The organism is Xenorhabdus szentirmaii DSM 16338, from assembly GCF_002632585.1.
GTDB lineage: Bacteria > Pseudomonadota > Gammaproteobacteria > Enterobacterales > Enterobacteriaceae > Xenorhabdus > Xenorhabdus szentirmaii.
Window position 1 is genome coordinate 1,260,443 of sequence record NZ_NIBV01000001.1, and the last position, 16,683, is coordinate 1,277,125.

The following is a 16,683-nucleotide window of genomic DNA, read 5'->3' on the forward strand; positions in this document are numbered from 1 at the left end:
TCGGGCATTATTGTGTAATAATGCCCGATTCAATCAGGCAATACGTTTTCTAATCCGCATTAAATGCTTCTGTCATTTTCTCGAGTTGCTCCTGAATGTCGAGCCATTCCATTTCAACCTCTTCCAGCTTGGATTTGGTTTGAGTCTGTTGATGTAAGCATTCAGTTAATTCTGCCTTTCGCTCATTCTCGTAGAGTGTGTTATCGGATAGCTTGTCCTCCAGAAGGGCTAATTCGGCTCCCCATTTCTCCATTTGTTTTTCAAGGGATGAAAGCTGCTTACGCAAGGGTTGTGTTTGTTGGCGGAATTCTGCTTCACGCCGCTTTTGGTCTTTACGCTCTTGCGCACTGTAATTTTGTGCCGTGTTTGCCGCAGGGTCAGAATTGGCTTTCTCTTTTTCCTGACTGTCACGGGCTTGCTGGCGTTGTAGTTCGGTCAACCATTGCTGGTAATCGTCCAAATCCCCTTTGAAAGGTTCTACTTTGCCGTCATGCACCAGATAAAGTTCATCCGTTGTCGAACGAAGTAAGTGCCTGTCATGTGATACCACAACCAGAGCACCCTCGAAATCAATCAGAGCTTCAGTTAAAGCCTGTCTCATATCGAGGTCAAGGTGGTTGGTGGGTTCATCAAGCAGCAGAAGATTTGGACGTTGCCAAACAATCAGGGCCAAGACTAGCCGGGCCTTTTCACCCCCTGAAAAACGGCCGCTTGGGTCGGTGACCTGATCGCCTTTAAAACCAAATCCACCCAGATAATCACGCAGTTGTTGTTCTGTCTCTTGTGGCGCTATGCGGACCAAATGCTGTAAAGGGGATTCATTCGCCCGCAGGAATTCCAATTGATGCTGGGCGAAGTATCCCAGTTTAATGCCTTTCGATAAGGCAATTTCCCCTTGCTGTGGCGCAAGTTCTCCTGCCAGCAGCTTGATCAGCGTTGATTTACCCGCACCATTGCGCCCCAGTAAACCGATTCGTGAACCCGGTACTAAGTTTAATTTAATCGAATCCAGCACCGTTTTATCACCATATCCCGCACTGACTTTTTCCATGTTCAAAAGTGGATTGGGTAAGTTGTCTGGCTGGCGGAAACTGAAATGGAAAGGATTATCGACATGGGCAGGGGCGATAAGCTCCATGCGTTCCAGCATTTTGATGCGGCTTTGTGCTTGTTTGGCCTTGGAAGCTTTGGCACGAAAGCGATCAATATAGCTTTGCAAGTGCGCCACTTTTTCTTGCTGGTTTTGGTATAGCGCTTGTTGCTGGGCGAGTTTGGCTGCACGCTGCCGTTCGAAAGACGAGTAGTTGCCTGTGTATTCGTAGAGAGCCTGTTGCTCAATGTGCAGTACTTTATCAATGATAGGGTCGAGGAAATCCCGATCATGGGAAATCAGGATCAGCGTGCCGGTGTAGCTCTTCAGCCATTTTTCGAGCCAGATAACGGCGTCCAGATCAAGGTGGTTGGTCGGTTCGTCAAGCAACAGCAAATCAGAACGGCAAATCAGCGCCTGAGCAAGGTTAAGGCGCATTCGCCACCCACCGGAAAATGAACGCACGGGTTGTTCCAACTGGGCCTGAGAGAATCCCAAACCATGTAGCAGGCTGGACGCCCGGGAACGGATTGTCCATGCCTGGATCGTATCCAGCAGGCCATGGAGATGGGCTATGGCATGACCATCGTTTTGTTCGTTGGCGATCTTTAGCTTCTGTTCCAGTTGCCGGAATTCGCGGTCACCATCGATCACGTATTCCAGTGCCGATGTATCCAGCGCAGGTGTTTCCTGATTTACCCATGACAGGGACCAGTTATTGGGAAATGTAACAGAGCCATTTTCTGCCTGAAGTTCATCTTTCAGTAATGCGAGTAAGGTAGATTTGCCACAGCCATTCTTGCCAACTAAGCCCACTTTTTGGCCGGGATTAATAGTAGCGCTGGCATTGTCCAGCAGGACACGAATGCCACGGCGAATTTGCAGTGAAGAGAAAACAATCATAGATGTTGTCTACTTAAAATGTGTTAAGTTAATAATTCAGTTGTATGTATTTGAAAGCTTGGCGTGCATGGTAGCGGAAAATATGTGTCCTGACACGTCTTAGGGGGATTGATGTTATTATCGCCTAATATACCGCCACCTAAAGTGTTATTGTTATATACCCATCCTGAGCCCTTGAGTTCAGTGGCCAATAAAGTGTTGCTGCGCCCCGTGCAGGAATTAGAACATGTGATGGTTCACGATCTCTATGGCAATTATCCTGATTTTTTTATTGATGTGCCCCTTGAGCAGAAACTGCTGAGAGAGCATGACGTTATTGTCTTCCAGCACCCTTTATATACCTATAGTTGTCCGGCTCTATTGAAAGAATGGATGGATCGCGTGTTAAGCCGTGATTTTGTCAGCGGTACGAAACAGGCGCTGAGAGGAAAATATTGGCGTTCGGTCATTACGACTGGAGAGCCTGAGGGAGCGTATCGGAGGGGCGGGGATAATCGCTATCCGATGGAGGAAATTCTCCGGCCTTTCGAATTGACGGCATCAATGTGCCAAATGCATTGGTTGTCGCCGATGATCATTTATTGGGCCAGACGTCAACAGCCTGAAGAGCTGGCAAATCATGCGGATGCCTATCAGGCATGGTTGCAGGCGCCCTTGTCTTTGGGAGGATTATGATCATGGAGACTTCAGCACTGTTAAGTGCCGTGATACTGTTTTTATTTGCGGCGGTTGTCGCAGTTCCCCTTGCCCAAAAGTTTAATATTGGCGCGGTATTGGGCTATCTTATCGCCGGTGTTGCGCTTGGCCCGTGGGGGCTGGCTTTTATCAAAGGCGTCGATGAAATTCTGCATTTTTCTGAACTCGGCGTTGTTTTCCTGATGTTTATCATCGGCCTTGAGTTAGATCCAACAAAGCTTTGGCAACTCAGGCGATTAATCTTCGGCGCAGGTATGGCACAAGTGGTATTCACGGCGCTGGTTCTGGCTTTATTTCTTTTCTTAGTGAACTTTTCATGGCAAGCGGCAGTTATCGGTGGCATTGGATTTGCGATGTCATCGACCGCAATGGCGCTGCAATTGATGAAAGAAAAAGGAATGATGAGCAATGAGGGCGGGCAACTCGGTTTTTCTATTCTTTTATTTCAGGATATGGCGGTAATCCCGGCATTAGCCATGATCCCCCTGCTGGCTGGCGGGGCAGGCTCCAGTGATTGGTGTCGCATCGGACTGAAGGTTATCGCTTTTGCAGGTATGCTGTTGGGCGGGCGGTATTTGCTGCGTCCCCTGTTTCGTATTGTAGTGAAATCAGGTGTCCGGGAAGTGTTTACGGCAGCTGCATTGTTGATTGTGCTGGGCGCTGCGATTTTCATGGAAACTCTCGGTTTCTCAATGGCTCTGGGGACTTTTATTGCGGGTGTGCTGTTGGCCGACAGTGAATATCGTCACGAACTGGAGATCTCCATTGAGCCATTCAAGGGATTGCTGTTGGGGTTATTTTTTATTTCTGTGGGTATGTCCTTGGATATAGGCGTGCTACTTACCCATTGGTCGAGTGTTTTGCTGAGTGTTGTCGGACTGGTACTGATAAAGTTCCTGACATTGTATGTTATTGGCAGGATCTCCGCGTTACGAAATGCATCGTGTCTACAGTTTTCCGGCGTGTTGAGTCAGGGAGGGGAGTTTGCTTTTGTTTTATTTTCTGCCGCGTTAGGACAGGGCGTTTTGGACCAGAATCAAATGTCACTTTTGTTGGTTGTGGTGACATTGTCTATGATGACAACGCCCTTGGTGATGAAATTGATTGAAGGCCTGTTAGCGCGCCGCTATAACGCACAGGAAGAAAACCATGAGCAGCCATTTGTAGAAGATAATGATCCGCAGGTGATTTTAGTCGGTTTCGGTCGATTTGGTCAGGTGATCGGACGTTTACTCATGGCAAATAAAATCCGCATTACGGTGCTGGAGCGCGATGTGAGTGTGATTAGCACCATGCGGCGTTACGGCTATAAGGTGTATTATGGCGATGCGAGTGAACTGGAATTGTTGCGTTCTGCCGGTGCGATGAAAGCCAAGGCGATCGTCATTACCTGCGATGGGCCGGAAGATATCATGGCGATAGTGCATTTGTGCCAGAAACATTTCCCTCATCTGAATATTCTTGCCCGAGCAAGAGGGCGTCTGGAAGCCCACGAATTGTTACAGAATGGCGTGAAAGATTTTAATCGGGAAACGTTTCTCAGTGCGTTGAGTTTAGGGAGCAAGGTACTGGTCAAGTTAGGGATGCACCCGCATCAAGCCCATCGTGCGAAACAGCATTTCCAGCGGTTGGATATGCGTATGCTGCGTGAATTGATGCCTCATTTGAATGGCGATGTGGCTCACATATCCCGCGTAAAAGAAGCTCGCAGAGAGCTGGAAGAATTGGTTGAACGAGAAATGATGAATGAGCGTCGCCAGCCGGAAGGGTGGGATGAATATGAATAGAGACGAATATAAATAATCTTGGGCAAATATAATATTGGCGAATAGTGTATTTGAATATCGTATCGGGGTGAGTTATGTCAGTCAGTCGTAAGCGTTTTATTGCCGGGGCCGTTTGTCCGAAATGCCAGTCGCAGGACACACTGGCCATGTGGCAGGAAAATCAGGTTGATATCGTCGAATGTGCCCGCTGTGGTCATACGCAGAGGCAAACAGATGAAGCGGTGAATGCTCATGTCAGGGAGCAAGAACAGGTCATTGGTATTTTTACACCGCAGTAAATCAATATCTCCACAATAAATTGTGGATAAATTTTGCCATCACTAGGTACAGGGACGTAGAATTCCGTTACAATTAGCCGCATTTTTTGGCTGTAAAAAAATTTTCCCTCACGGGGTTTTCCCTCGGGTATGTAGGAGTTGTCATGAAAGTAGCAAAAGACTTGGTGGTCAGCCTGGCTTATCAAGTAAGAACAGAAGACGGTGTTTTAGTTGATGAATCTCCGGTGAGTGCACCGTTGGACTATCTGCATGGCCGTGGTTCTCTGATCAGTGGATTGGAGAAAGCATTAGAAGGTCGTGAGGCAGGTGAGCGTTTTGATGTTAGCGTGGAAGCGAACGACGCATACGGTCAGTATGATGACAATTTGGTTCAGCGTGCGCCAAAAGAAGTATTCGTTGGTGTTGATGACATCGAAGTTGGCATGCGTTTTCTGGCTGATACAGACCAAGGTCCTATCCCGGTTGAAATCACTGCAATTGAAGGTGATGAAGTTGTGGTTGACGCTAACCACATGCTGGCTGGCCAAAATCTGAAATTTAATGTTGAAATCGTGGCAATTCGTGAAGCGACTGAAGAAGAACTGGCTCACGGGCATGTACATGGTCAGGGTGGTTGTGGTGATCATCATCATGAGCATGAAGAACATGGATGCTGCGGTGGAAGCTGCCACTAATCCGGCAGACGAACTTCCGGCTAACGAACTGTAAGCCCCGGCCGGTGTCGGGGGATAAAAACAGTAAGCCAGCAGTAAAAGGGAAGCGCGCATAATGGGCTTCTCTTTTTTTATCCAATTATTATCCAATTTTTCATCCAATGCACCACAAGACCCCGTCTTTCAGAGGGCGTCAAATCGGGCCTTCCCTGGCAACTGCCCTTAATGGGCGATTTCAGTAATGAGGGGGCGGTGTTTCTTCCGAAAGTGGAGCAATGATTGATGTTTGATGAGTCTTCAGGCGCTCTGTCATTAATCGTAGTTGTTCTTTCAATTTGTCGGTTTCTATTTGTTGCTTTCTTACCTCTTGATTTAACGCTTCAATCGTCGCTTCCTGATATGCAATCTTAGTCTCTAATTGTTCAAATCGTTGTTCAAATTCGGATAATTCCATTATCTTACCTCCACAATATAGTCGATTATCTGGTCAATAAGTTTTATTTTAAAATTTTTTCTAGTTGAATTGTTATGCACGATATTCAACATATTCAGAAATAAAAAGTTATACGAAGCTGCCTTATTTTAATATTGTCTTAATAGTTGTTAGATAGGGACGTAGTGATAATTGTCATTGGTTTCCGTAGGCAGTTATAGTAAAACGTGACATGTACTAATGGTGACCCACCCAAATTGATTGGAGAATAGGATGAAATCATTGTTTAAAACAACTTTGCTGGTAACAACATTGTCGTTGGCGTTTAGTGTACCTCAAACGTTTGCTGCCAATACAGAAACTAAAAGCGAAGTGAAACTAAATAGCGCGTTTAAGACTGTAGAACAGCAGGATTCTTATGCTCTGGGCGCTTCTTTGGGGAGTTATATGGCAGGCTCGTTGAATGATCAGAAAGAGCTTGGTATCAATATCGATAAAAATCAACTGCTATCCGGCGTGAATGACGCGTTGAACCAGAAAAGTAAACTGACGGATCAGGAAATCAAAGAGACTTTGATGGTTTTTGAATCCAAAGTAAGAGATGCAGCGCAGGCTAAGGCACAGAAAGAAGCCAGCGAAAATGGTAAAGAAGGCGAAAAATACCGTGAGAAATTTGCCAAGCAAGCCAAGGTCGTGAAAACCAAAACAGGACTTCTTTATAAGATAGACAAAGAAGGTACTGGAAAAACGCCTAAAGAGAGCGATACTGTGGTGGTCAACTACACAGGCGCTTTGATTGATGGTCAGGTTTTTGATAGTTCTTATGATCGCAAAGAACCTCTCTCTATCCGCCTAGACAGCGTTATCCCTGGCTGGACAGAAGGCTTGCAGCATATTAAGAAAGGCGGAAAAATCACATTGGTCATTCCACCTGAGTTAGCTTATGGTCAGGCAAGCCTGCCAAAAATTCCGGCTAATTCTACGTTAGTTTTCAATGTTGAATTGCTGGATATTAAACCTGCTGATACCAAGGCAAAGGATACCAAGGCCAAATAAGCTTGGATAATGAATAAATAACACAAGGGGCTGCCGGCCCCTATTTGGTTATGTCTATTCTTTATGTTTCAAGCTGCTGCTGATATTTACTTCAGCCCTGTTGAGCAATAAGCATAAATAAAAAAATGAATTCGCCTGCTCATTATTTTCTTCGATATTAATTGAGATATCTTTTTCATATTTCGGAAGTATCAGGCACAAAGGTTGTGATAAATACCCACGGTATGTGTTGCAAGGGCTTGACGGCAATTCAATGTAGTTTTAACGTCAGTAATGCAGTTTAATATCGTTATTCCGAATAAAATATATACCTAATAGATCTTAAGTTGCAGTGAATAGTGAAAAACTGTTCTCAAAAAAACATAAATAGCTATGTGACTAAAAGGAGAATGGTAGCACTTGTAAAGCAACTACTTGAAAGAAATAGGGTATAGAGTGTTTACCTGCAATAGTAGTTATCTGCTGAAGTGGATTCTTAGTTGCAATATGTGATTTTATAATCAATCTCGCCTTGATGTTTTCGGTGAGGCAAGTCTGAGCTTGAAGGATGGTGTATTACATGTCTACCCCGCTATTATCTGGTGACAATAGTGATATTGATTTACTGGAAAACCAACCGTTTAGTGAAACGGATCACGAAATTTTAAAATCTTACGAAGCAGCTGTTGATGGTCTGGCTATGTTAATTGGTGGGCATTGTGAAATAGTCCTTCATTCACTGGAAGATCTGAAATGTTCAGCAGTCAGAATAGCAAACGGAGAACATACCGGCCGTAAAATTGGTTCTCCTATCACAGATTTGGCTTTGCGGATGCTGCACGATATCACGGATGAAGACAGTAGTGTTTCCAAGGCATATTTCACGCGGGCAAAAAGTGGTTCGTTGATGAAATCAGTGACTATTGCTATTCGTAATCGTCAGCGGCGGGTTATCGGGCTTTTGTGTATCAATATCAATCTTGATGTTCCTTTTTCTGAGATTATTCAAACGTTTATTCCAGAGAAAACGCATGAGGTTGCTTCGAATGTTAACTTTGCTTCTTCCGTGGATGATCTGGTTGCCCAGACGCTGGAATTCACGATTGAAGAAGTGAATGCTGATCGCAATGTATCCAATAATGCGAAAAACCGGCAAGTTGTATTGAACCTTTATGAGAAAGGGATTTTTGATATTAAGGATGCGATTAATCAGGTTGCTGATCGTTTGAATATCTCTAAGCATACGGTATACCTCTATATTCGCCAGTTTAAACATGGTGAATGCGCGACTCCGGAGAAGTAATTAAGTCATGTCGTCACTGTCTTATTGCCTGCTGGTCACCGGGCCAGCTTACGGAACCCAGCAAGCCAGCACGGCCTATCAATTTGCTCAGGCACTCATCGCGTCAGGCCATAAACTGCATAGCGTGTTTTTTTATCGTGACGGGATCCAAAATGCGAATCAGTTGGTGGCGCCCGCCAATGATGAGTTTGATTTGGTCAGAGCATGGCAGGGATTGGCAAGCCAGCATTCGTGCAGTCTTTTTGTTTGCATTGCGGCAGCCTTGCGGCGTGGGGTGGTCGATCATCAGCAGGCCAGTGAAATGAATCTTCCAACCGCAAATCTGGCAGAGGGATTTGAACTCAGTGGATTGGGATCGCTGGCTGAAGCAATGATGTTATGTGATCGTGTTGTACAATTTTAAGGATGACGTGGGTAATGAAAAAAATCGCTTTTGTTTTTACTGAAGCCCCCCACGGCTCCTCTGCCGGCCGGGAAGGTCTGGATGCATTGTTGGCCGCCTCGGCACTGACAGATCAGATAGGTGTATTCTTTATTTCTGACGGCGTATTCCAATTGCTGCCCAACCAACAGCCGGATAAGGTTTTGGCGCGCGACTATATTTCAACGTTTAAGGTTTTGCCTCTCTATGACATTGAGAAATGCTACATTTGCCTTGATGATTTAGTTGTCAGGGGAGGCTCGCCGGCCGGTGATTTTGTGTTGGAAGCTGAATTTCTGTCTGCTACAGCAATACGGGAATTATTGGCAGGCTACGATGTTGTGCTGAAATTTTAATCTATTGCCGGAAGGTAACATGTTATATACTGTGAGCCGTTCACCTTACCATGATGACTTCAATGCAATGCTTGGCCTTGTATCTGATGCCGATGATGTTTTACTGATTCAAAATGGTGTGTTGTTGGGTGTCAATGATAACCGTTATTTGAATGAACTCATCCGCACCGGGGCAAAGATCTATGCATTGCAGGAAGATCTGAATGCCAGGGGATTGGGTGTGCGAATTTCAAACTCTATACAGGTAATTGATTACAAGGGTTTTGTTGGCTTAACAGTAAAACATCAACAAAATTTTGCATGGTAAATGGGCACTTCGTTTTTCGACTGCCTCGCGATTCACTTTACCCTGTGTTTTACCACTATAGAAAAACTGTATATTTCTTGACACCTCGTCAAGTCAGCAATAAAATTCCGCGTCCTCTCGTTTTGTCATCATGGCTGACGGAGGGTAAAATCCGTGTTTACGAAGCAAAAAACCAGGAGCTTTTTTAATAATGGCAACTATTAACCAGCTGGTTCGCAAATCCCGTAGCTCGAAAGTTGTGAAAAGCAACGTTCCTGCTCTGGAAGCTTGCCCGCAAAAACGTGGCGTATGTACTCGTGTATATACTACCACCCCTAAAAAACCAAACTCCGCACTGCGTAAAGTATGCCGTGTACGTTTGACTAACGGTTACGAAGTTTCTTCCTACATCGGTGGTGAAGGCCACAACTTGCAGGAACACTCCGTTATCCTGATCCGTGGCGGTCGTGTTAAAGACTTGCCAGGTGTGCGTTACCACACTGTTCGCGGTGCACTGGACTGTGCCGGTGTTAAAGACCGTAAACAAGGTCGTTCTAAGTACGGTGTGAAGAAGCCAAAGGCTTAATGGTTCTCCGTTAAGTAAGGCCAAACATTTTTCACTTTAATGTCAAAATAAACTCGTAGAGTTTTGGACAACCCTGAATTCGAAACGGAGTATTTCCATGCCACGTCGTCGTGTAATTGGTCAACGTAAAATTCTGCCAGATCCAAAGTTCGGATCTGAACTGCTGGCCAAATTTGTTAACATCCTGATGGTAGATGGTAAAAAATCTACCGCAGAAGCAATCGTATATAGCGCGCTTGAGACCCTGGCTCAGCGTTCTAATAAAGATCATCTGGAAGCATTCGAGCTGGCACTGGATAACGTGCGCCCGACTGTGGAAGTTAAGTCCCGCCGTGTTGGTGGTTCCACTTATCAGGTTCCAGTTGAAGTTCGTCCGGTTCGTCGTAATGCTCTGGCAATGCGTTGGATCGTTGATGCTGCTCGTAAACGCGGTGATAAGTCGATGGCTCTGCGCCTGGCGAATGAATTATCTGATGCGGCTGAAAACAAAGGCGCTGCTGTGAAGAAACGTGAAGACGTTCACCGCATGGCAGAAGCTAACAAGGCGTTCGCACACTACCGTTGGTAATCCCTTTTTAGGTAAGTTATCGGCAGTGAATATGTTCTGGGTAGCGACTCAGCTACCCGCTCTTTGAATTGAACGCCCACGAGAGAGGAAAAAATGGCTCGTAAAACACCTATAGCGCGTTACCGCAATATCGGTATCAGTGCTCACATCGACGCCGGTAAAACCACGACAACTGAACGTATTCTGTTTTACACAGGTGTAAACCATAAGATTGGTGAAACTCACGAAGGTTCAGCAACAATGGACTGGATGGAGCAGGAACAGGAACGTGGTATTACCATCACGTCTGCTGCGACTACTGCATTCTGGTCTGGTATGGCTAAACAGTTTGAGCCGCACCGCGTCAACATCATCGACACCCCGGGCCACGTTGACTTCACCATCGAAGTAGAGCGTTCCATGCGTGTTCTTGACGGTGCAGTAATGGTTTACTGTGCGGTTGGTGGTGTTCAGCCTCAGTCTGAAACTGTATGGCGTCAGGCTAACAAATATAACGTTCCACGTATCGCGTTCGTTAACAAAATGGACCGTATGGGTGCGAACTTCCTGCGCGTTGTTGAGCAGATCAAAACTCGTCTGGCTGCTAACCCAGTTCCACTTCAACTGGCTATTGGTGCTGAAGATACCTTCACCGGTGTTGTTGACCTGTTGAAAATGAAAGCAATCAACTGGAACGAAGCTGATCAGGGTACTACCTTCAGTTATGAAGATATCCCAGCAGACATGGTTGAACTGGCTCAGGAATGGCATCAGAACCTGATCGAATCCGCAGCAGAAGCATCAGAAGACCTGATGGACAAATATCTGAGCGGTGAAGAGCTGACTGAAGAAGAGATCAAGACAGCTCTGCGTAAGCGCGTTCTGGCTAACGAAATTATCCTGGTTACCTGTGGTTCTGCATTTAAGAACAAAGGTGTTCAGGCAATGCTGGATGCAGTTATTGAATACCTGCCAGCGCCTACTGATGTTGAATCCATCAAAGGTATGCTGCCAGACGGTAAAGATACACCAGCAGAACGTCACTCCAGCGATGAAGAGCCATTCTCTGCACTGGCGTTCAAAATCGCAACCGACCCATTCGTGGGTAACCTGACGTTCTTCCGTGTTTACTCCGGTGTGGTTAACTCCGGTGATACCGTACTGAACCCAGTTAAAGACAAAAAAGAACGTTTTGGCCGTATCGTACAGATGCACGCTAACAAACGTGAAGAAATCAAAGAAGTCCGTGCAGGCGATATCGCAGCTGCAATCGGTCTGAAAGATGTGACTACAGGTGATACTCTCTGTGACATGAACTCTCCAATCATTCTGGAGCGCATGGAATTCCCAGAGCCAGTTATCTCTGTTGCTATTGAGCCAAAAACTAAAGCTGACCAAGAAAAAATGGGTATCGCTTTAGGCCGTCTGGCTCAAGAAGACCCATCATTCCGCGTGAGCAGTGACGAAGAAACTGGTCAGACTATCATCGCAGGTATGGGTGAACTTCACCTCGACGTACTGGTTGACCGTATGCGTCGTGAATTCAACGTTGAAGCGAACGTAGGTAAACCTCAGGTTGCTTACCGTGAAACTATCCGTGCTTCTGTTGAGCAGGAAGGTAAACACGCTAAACAGTCCGGTGGTCGTGGTCAGTATGGTCACGTATGGCTACGTATCGAGCCTCTGGAAGCTGGCGGTGCTGGTTACGAATTCGCGAACGAAATCGTTGGTGGTGTTGTTCCTAAAGAATACATCCCAGGCGTCGATAAAGGCGTTCAGGAACAGCTGAAGAGCGGTGTTCTGGCTGGTTATCCAATCGTTGACGTTAAAGTTGCTCTGTTTGATGGTTCTTACCATGACGTTGACTCTTCAGAAATCGCCTTTAAAATTGCTGCGTCCATGGCATTTAAAGAAGGCTTCATGAAAGCTAAACCAGTTCTGCTGGAGCCAATCATGAAAGTTGAAGTGGAAACGCCAGAAGACTACATGGGTGACGTCATCGGTGACTTGAACCGTCGCCGTGGTATGATCGATGGTATGGATGATGTGGCTACGGGCAAAGTTGTTCGTGCTCAAGTACCATTGTCTGAAATGTTCGGTTATGCTACTGACCTGCGTTCTCAGACCCAAGGTCGTGCTTCTTACTCCATGGAGTTCTTGAAGTACAACGAAGCGCCTAGCAACGTCGCTCAGGCTATTATTGAAGCTCGCAAAGCTAGATAAGTTTTCGGGTTTACTATCTTTTTAGCTCCCTCATCTCAGTGACGGGGGAGCAGTATTAAGGAATAGAGTCGTGTCTAAAGAAAAGTTTGAACGTTCAAAACCGCACGTTAACGTTGGTACTATCGGCCACGTTGACCACGGTAAAACTACCCTGACTGCTGCAATCACCACCGTTCTGGCAAAAACCTACGGCGGTAGCGCTCGTGCATTCGATCAGATCGATAACGCACCAGAAGAAAAAGCGCGTGGTATCACCATCTCTACTTCTCACGTAGAATACGATACCCCAACTCGCCACTACGCACACGTAGACTGCCCAGGCCACGCCGACTATGTTAAAAACATGATCACTGGTGCTGCTCAGATGGACGGTGCGATCCTGGTTGTTGCTGCAACTGATGGCCCAATGCCACAGACTCGTGAGCACATCCTGCTGGGTCGTCAGGTAGGCGTTCCATACATCATCGTGTTCCTGAACAAATGTGACATGGTTGATGATGAAGAGCTGCTGGAACTGGTAGAAATGGAAGTACGTGAGCTGCTGTCTCAGTACGATTTCCCAGGCGACGACACTCCAATCATCCGTGGTTCTGCTCTGAAAGCGCTGGAAGGCGAAGCTGAGTGGGAAGCGAAAATCATCGAACTGGCTGACGCACTGGATTCTTACATCCCAGAACCAGAGCGTGACATTGACAAGCCATTCCTGCTGCCAATTGAAGACGTATTCTCCATCTCCGGCCGTGGTACTGTAGTTACCGGTCGTGTTGAGCGCGGTATCGTTAAAGTTGGTGACGAAGTTGAAATCGTTGGTATCAGAGAAACCACTAAAACCACTTGTACTGGCGTTGAAATGTTCCGCAAACTGCTGGACGAAGGCCGTGCGGGTGAGAACGTTGGTGTTCTGCTGCGTGGTACTAAGCGTGACGAAATCGAACGTGGTCAGGTTCTGGCTAAACCAGGTTCAATCAAACCACACACCCAGTTCGAATCTGAAGTGTATATCCTGAGCAAAGATGAAGGTGGCCGTCATACTCCATTCTTCAAAGGTTACCGTCCACAGTTCTACTTCCGTACAACTGACGTAACCGGTACTATCGAACTGCCAGAAGGCGTTGAGATGGTAATGCCAGGTGACAACATCAACATGATCGTTACTCTGATTGCTCCAATCGCAATGGACGAAGGTCTGCGTTTCGCAATCCGTGAAGGCGGCCGTACTGTTGGTGCTGGTGTTGTTGCTAAAGTGATCGCATAATTTTTTTAATGTGTTCATTTTGGAAGGGCATCGACAGATGCCCTTTTTATACGTTGTCTTAGGATATTGCTTAAAAACAATTACCTTAATAAGAACCTATCTCATCAATAGTTGTTTATGAGTTAATAGCTGTTTATTTATGAGTTGTTGCTCAATGCAGACAAACTGCCGTTAGATGGTTATTCTTAATTATTGGTGAGATAGGCTCTGATACAACGGATGGGCTTTTGGTATCACTTGGATATAAAAGTCCTGCTGAATTATGGCGCCGAGTCAGATACAATTACAATCATTTTTGGGTTCGGTCTGATTTGTTTTGCTCTTGCGAGGCAATCTGGCTATCTATTTACATCATAGTTACTTACATAGAGTTACAGGTTGGTTTATGAGTGCGAATAGCGATGCTCAAGAAAGCGGGCGTAGTCTTGATATAGCAAAATGGCTATTGGTAGCAGTGTTGCTAGTGGCTGCTATTGTGGGTAATTACTATTACCGGGAATATAACCTGCCTCTGCGCGCGATAGCCGTTGTTGCTATTGTTGCCCTTGCAGGAGCAGTTGCATTGTGGACTGCAAAAGGTAAAGCTGCGTTAGCATTTGCCCGTGAAGCCCGCACTGAAATGCGTAAAGTCATTTGGCCGACTCGTCAGGAAGCGCTGCATACAACGCTGATTGTTGCAGCAGTGACGGCAGTCATGTCTCTCATCTTATGGGGACTTGATGGTATTCTAGTGCGTTTAGTTTCATTTATTACAGGCCTGAGGTTTTAAAGAATGTCTGAATCCCCAAAAAAGCGTTGGTATGTCATACAGGCATTTTCTGGGTTTGAAAGTCGCGTCGCACAATCTCTGCGTGAACATATCAAATTGCAAGAGATGGAAGATTCTTTCGGCGAAGTAATGGTGCCGACAGAAGAAGTGGTTGAAATCCGCAGTGGGCAGCGTCGTAAAAGCGAGCGAAAATTCTTCCCAGGTTATGTTTTGGTACAGATGGTAATGAACGATGCAACTTGGCATCTGGTTCGTAATGTACCTCGCGTAATGGGTTTTATCGGCGGTACATCTGATCGCCCAGCACCAATCAGTGATAAAGAAGTTGATGCGATTATGAATCGTCTTCAGCAGGTTGGTGATAAACCACGGCCGAAAACACTGTTTGAACCGGGCGAGATGGTTCGGGTCAACGAAGGGCCGTTTGCAGACTTCAATGGTGTGGTAGAAGAAGTTGATTATGAGAAGAGCCGCCTGATTGTGTCGGTTTCTATCTTTGGTCGTCCTACACCTGTTGAGCTGGATTTCAGTCAGGTAGAAAAAGCTTGATCTGATGTTGATGTTTAAGTAAGCGGTTTTGCTTGCAAAAGGTGTGGAATTAGCATACAATTTCGCGCCTTTTGTTTTTTATCAGGCATTATTTTAGGGCGCTTCTGGTTTATTTAGATTGCGTTTCAGAATTGATGTCTTGTAAATGCCTTAAGCAAACAAAAGCAGAATAATGTTTTAAGTGGCCTGGTCTTTTAGACGGGGTCCCAATCGTTAGGGGAGCCTCATCGTTGAGGCGATAATACCCATATAGAGGAAATTTAGATGGCTAAGAAAGTACAAGCCTACGTTAAGCTGCAAGTTGCAGCTGGCATGGCTAACCCAAGCCCACCAGTTGGTCCAGCTCTGGGTCAGCAAGGTGTGAACATCATGGAATTCTGTAAAGCGTTCAATGCTAAAACTGAAAGCATTGAGAAAGGCCTGCCAATTCCAGTTGTTATCACTGTTTATGCAGACCGTTCTTTCACTTTCGTGACCAAAACTCCACCTGCGGCAGTTCTGCTGAAAAAAGCAGCTGGCGTTAAGTCTGGTTCTGGTAAGCCGAACAAAGACAAAGTTGGTAAAGTGACCAGCGCTCAGATCCGTGAGATTGCTGAAACTAAAGCTGCGGACATGACTGGTGCTGACGTTGACGCGATGATGCGTTCAATCGAAGGTACTGCTCGTTCCATGGGCCTGGTAGTGGAGGGTTAATCAATGGCTAAACTGACCAAGCGCATGCGCACTATCCGTGAAAAAGTTGATGCAACTAAACAGTATGACATCAATGAAGCCGTTGCTCTGCTGAAAGAACTGGCTACTGCTAAGTTCGTAGAAAGCATTGACGTAGCTGTTAATCTTGGCATCGATGCCCGTAAATCTGACCAAAACGTCCGTGGTGCAACTGTTCTGCCACACGGTACTGGTCGTTCAGTACGTGTTGCTGTATTTACCCAGGGTGCAAACGCTGAAGCGGCTAAAGCTGCTGGCGCAGAACTGGTAGGTATGGAAGATCTGGCTGAACAGATCAAAAAAGGTGAGATGAATTTCGACGTAGTTATCGCATCTCCAGATGCAATGCGCGTTGTTGGCCAACTGGGTCAAATCCTGGGTCCACGTGGTCTGATGCCAAACCCGAAAGTGGGTACTGTAACTCCTAACGTTGCTGAAGCGGTACAGAACGCTAAAGCGGGTCAGGTTCGTTACCGTAACGACAAGAACGGTATCATCCACACCACTATCGGTAAAGTTGACTTCGACGCTGACAAACTGAAAGAAAACCTGGAAGCTCTGCTGGTTGCGCTGAAAAAAGCTAAACCATCTTCTGCTAAAGGCGTTTACGTTAAGAAAGTTAGCCTGTCTACTACCATGGGTGCAGGTGTTGCGATCGACCAGTCTGGTCTGAACGCATCAGCTTCATAATTTAAGCTGAATAAAGCTTTACCTGAGCGTCAGATTTGTCTAAAATCTGACGCTTCAAATTTGCCTGATAGTATGTTTAGTGACATACAGCCTTAGAAAAATAAGGCAGCAT

General features: G+C 46.0%; 19 protein-coding genes. 17 read left to right on the top strand and 2 right to left on the bottom strand.

The annotated features are described in order from the left end of the window. Window positions 1-49 precede the first annotated feature (49 nt). Window positions 50-1,993 carry an ABC transporter ATP-binding protein gene (locus Xsze_RS05825; RefSeq protein WP_038238846.1) on the bottom strand — a complete coding sequence of 648 codons (1,944 nt, stop codon included), beginning with the start codon at window positions 1,991-1,993 and terminating at the stop codon, window positions 50-52. A 111-nt stretch (window positions 1,994-2,104) separates the two neighbouring features. On the opposite strand from Xsze_RS05825, the gene kefG reads away from it, so the two are divergent. From kefG to slyD, 4 genes are all read left to right on the top strand, one after another. Then, a complete protein-coding gene (gene kefG / locus Xsze_RS05830) occupies window positions 2,105-2,668 on the top strand; it encodes a glutathione-regulated potassium-efflux system ancillary protein KefG (RefSeq protein WP_038238843.1) in 564 nt (187 codons plus the stop codon). A gap of 2 nt (window positions 2,669-2,670) precedes the next feature. Next, window positions 2,671-4,476 carry a glutathione-regulated potassium-efflux system protein KefB gene (gene kefB / locus Xsze_RS05835; protein ID WP_038238840.1) on the top strand — a complete coding sequence of 602 codons (1,806 nt, stop codon included), beginning with the start codon at window positions 2,671-2,673 and terminating at the stop codon, window positions 4,474-4,476. A gap of 74 nt (window positions 4,477-4,550) precedes the next feature. Next, a complete protein-coding gene (locus tag Xsze_RS05840; RefSeq protein ID WP_038238838.1) occupies window positions 4,551-4,754 on the top strand; it encodes a YheV family putative zinc ribbon protein in 204 nt (67 codons plus the stop codon). 143 nt (window positions 4,755-4,897) lie between these two features. Next, on the top strand, window positions 4,898-5,428 hold the full coding sequence (gene slyD, locus Xsze_RS05845; RefSeq protein ID WP_038238836.1) for a peptidylprolyl isomerase: 531 nt from the start codon (window positions 4,898-4,900) through the stop codon (window positions 5,426-5,428). Between the two features lie 214 nt (window positions 5,429-5,642). On the opposite strand, the gene Xsze_RS05850 is transcribed toward slyD, so the two are convergent. After that, window positions 5,643-5,861 carry a SlyX family protein gene (locus Xsze_RS05850; protein ID WP_038238834.1) on the bottom strand — a complete coding sequence of 73 codons (219 nt, stop codon included), beginning with the start codon at window positions 5,859-5,861 and terminating at the stop codon, window positions 5,643-5,645. 252 nt (window positions 5,862-6,113) lie between these two features. On the opposite strand from Xsze_RS05850, the gene fkpA reads away from it, so the two are divergent. The 13 genes from fkpA (at window position 6,114) to rplA (ending at window position 16,571) form a co-directional block, all read left to right on the top strand. Then, window positions 6,114-6,896, top strand: a complete 783-nt coding sequence (gene fkpA / locus Xsze_RS05855; protein WP_038238832.1) for an FKBP-type peptidyl-prolyl cis-trans isomerase — start codon at window positions 6,114-6,116, stop codon at window positions 6,894-6,896. 559 nt (window positions 6,897-7,455) lie between these two features. Next, window positions 7,456-8,178 carry a helix-turn-helix transcriptional regulator gene (locus tag Xsze_RS05860; protein ID WP_038238830.1) on the top strand — a complete coding sequence of 241 codons (723 nt, stop codon included), beginning with the start codon at window positions 7,456-7,458 and terminating at the stop codon, window positions 8,176-8,178. Between the two features lie 7 nt (window positions 8,179-8,185). Then, entirely contained in the window at window positions 8,186-8,581 is a 396-nt protein-coding gene (tusD, locus tag Xsze_RS05865; protein ID WP_038238828.1) for a sulfurtransferase complex subunit TusD, read from the top strand. A gap of 14 nt (window positions 8,582-8,595) precedes the next feature. Continuing rightward, window positions 8,596-8,955, top strand: a complete 360-nt coding sequence (gene tusC, locus Xsze_RS05870) for a sulfurtransferase complex subunit TusC (RefSeq protein WP_038238826.1) — start codon at window positions 8,596-8,598, stop codon at window positions 8,953-8,955. Window positions 8,956-8,974: 19 nt separating this feature from the next. After that, window positions 8,975-9,262: a sulfurtransferase complex subunit TusB gene (tusB, locus tag Xsze_RS05875; protein ID WP_038238824.1), complete on the top strand. Its 288-nt coding sequence runs from the start codon at window positions 8,975-8,977 to the stop codon at window positions 9,260-9,262. Between the two features lie 190 nt (window positions 9,263-9,452). Further along, window positions 9,453-9,827 (top strand): 30S ribosomal protein S12, encoded by a 375-nt coding sequence (gene rpsL, locus Xsze_RS05880; RefSeq protein WP_010848548.1) that lies wholly within the window; start codon window positions 9,453-9,455, stop codon window positions 9,825-9,827. A 97-nt stretch (window positions 9,828-9,924) separates the two neighbouring features. Continuing rightward, a complete protein-coding gene (gene rpsG, locus Xsze_RS05885) occupies window positions 9,925-10,395 on the top strand; it encodes a 30S ribosomal protein S7 (protein ID WP_038238822.1) in 471 nt (156 codons plus the stop codon). Window positions 10,396-10,488: 93 nt separating this feature from the next. Next, window positions 10,489-12,597 carry an elongation factor G gene (gene fusA / locus Xsze_RS05890; protein ID WP_038238820.1) on the top strand — a complete coding sequence of 703 codons (2,109 nt, stop codon included), beginning with the start codon at window positions 10,489-10,491 and terminating at the stop codon, window positions 12,595-12,597. Between the two features lie 70 nt (window positions 12,598-12,667). Next, window positions 12,668-13,852, top strand: a complete 1,185-nt coding sequence (gene tuf, locus Xsze_RS05895; RefSeq protein WP_099138574.1) for an elongation factor Tu — start codon at window positions 12,668-12,670, stop codon at window positions 13,850-13,852. A 385-nt stretch (window positions 13,853-14,237) separates the two neighbouring features. After that, window positions 14,238-14,621, top strand: coding sequence for a preprotein translocase subunit SecE (gene secE / locus Xsze_RS05900; RefSeq protein WP_038237935.1), 384 nt, complete (start codon window positions 14,238-14,240; stop codon window positions 14,619-14,621). A gap of 3 nt (window positions 14,622-14,624) precedes the next feature. After that, entirely contained in the window at window positions 14,625-15,170 is a 546-nt protein-coding gene (gene nusG / locus Xsze_RS05905) for a transcription termination/antitermination protein NusG (RefSeq protein WP_038237933.1), read from the top strand. Window positions 15,171-15,434: 264 nt separating this feature from the next. Continuing rightward, on the top strand, window positions 15,435-15,863 hold the full coding sequence (gene rplK / locus Xsze_RS05910) for a 50S ribosomal protein L11 (protein ID WP_038237931.1): 429 nt from the start codon (window positions 15,435-15,437) through the stop codon (window positions 15,861-15,863). 3 nt (window positions 15,864-15,866) lie between these two features. Continuing rightward, complete coding sequence (rplA, locus tag Xsze_RS05915) at window positions 15,867-16,571, top strand: 50S ribosomal protein L1 (protein WP_038237929.1); 705 nt, start codon at window positions 15,867-15,869, stop codon at window positions 16,569-16,571. Window positions 16,572-16,683 lie beyond the last annotated feature (112 nt).

Bases quoted from the DNA above. Each gene is read 5' to 3' on its own strand.
- tusB (WP_038238824.1), top strand. From the start codon at position 8,975: ATGTTATATACTGTGAGCCGTTCACCTTACCATGATGACTTCAATGCA.
- secE (WP_038237935.1), top strand. From the start codon at position 14,238: ATGAGTGCGAATAGCGATGCTCAAGAAAGCGGGCGTAGTCTTGATATA.
- fkpA (WP_038238832.1), top strand. From the start codon at position 6,114: ATGAAATCATTGTTTAAAACAACTTTGCTGGTAACAACATTGTCGTTG.
- kefG (WP_038238843.1), top strand. From the start codon at position 2,105: ATGTTATTATCGCCTAATATACCGCCACCTAAAGTGTTATTGTTATAT.
- Xsze_RS05850 (WP_038238834.1), bottom strand. From the start codon at position 5,861: ATGGAATTATCCGAATTTGAACAACGATTTGAACAATTAGAGACTAAG.
- rplK (WP_038237931.1), top strand. From the start codon at position 15,435: ATGGCTAAGAAAGTACAAGCCTACGTTAAGCTGCAAGTTGCAGCTGGC.
- rplA (WP_038237929.1), top strand. From the start codon at position 15,867: ATGGCTAAACTGACCAAGCGCATGCGCACTATCCGTGAAAAAGTTGAT.
- slyD (WP_038238836.1), top strand. From the start codon at position 4,898: ATGAAAGTAGCAAAAGACTTGGTGGTCAGCCTGGCTTATCAAGTAAGA.
- rpsG (WP_038238822.1), top strand. From the start codon at position 9,925: ATGCCACGTCGTCGTGTAATTGGTCAACGTAAAATTCTGCCAGATCCA.
- tusC (WP_038238826.1), top strand. From the start codon at position 8,596: ATGAAAAAAATCGCTTTTGTTTTTACTGAAGCCCCCCACGGCTCCTCT.
- rpsL (WP_010848548.1), top strand. From the start codon at position 9,453: ATGGCAACTATTAACCAGCTGGTTCGCAAATCCCGTAGCTCGAAAGTT.
- kefB (WP_038238840.1), top strand. From the start codon at position 2,671: ATGGAGACTTCAGCACTGTTAAGTGCCGTGATACTGTTTTTATTTGCG.
- Xsze_RS05840 (WP_038238838.1), top strand. From the start codon at position 4,551: ATGTCAGTCAGTCGTAAGCGTTTTATTGCCGGGGCCGTTTGTCCGAAA.
- fusA (WP_038238820.1), top strand. From the start codon at position 10,489: ATGGCTCGTAAAACACCTATAGCGCGTTACCGCAATATCGGTATCAGT.
- tusD (WP_038238828.1), top strand. From the start codon at position 8,186: ATGTCGTCACTGTCTTATTGCCTGCTGGTCACCGGGCCAGCTTACGGA.
- nusG (WP_038237933.1), top strand. From the start codon at position 14,625: ATGTCTGAATCCCCAAAAAAGCGTTGGTATGTCATACAGGCATTTTCT.
- Xsze_RS05860 (WP_038238830.1), top strand. From the start codon at position 7,456: ATGTCTACCCCGCTATTATCTGGTGACAATAGTGATATTGATTTACTG.
- Xsze_RS05825 (WP_038238846.1), bottom strand. From the start codon at position 1,993: ATGATTGTTTTCTCTTCACTGCAAATTCGCCGTGGCATTCGTGTCCTG.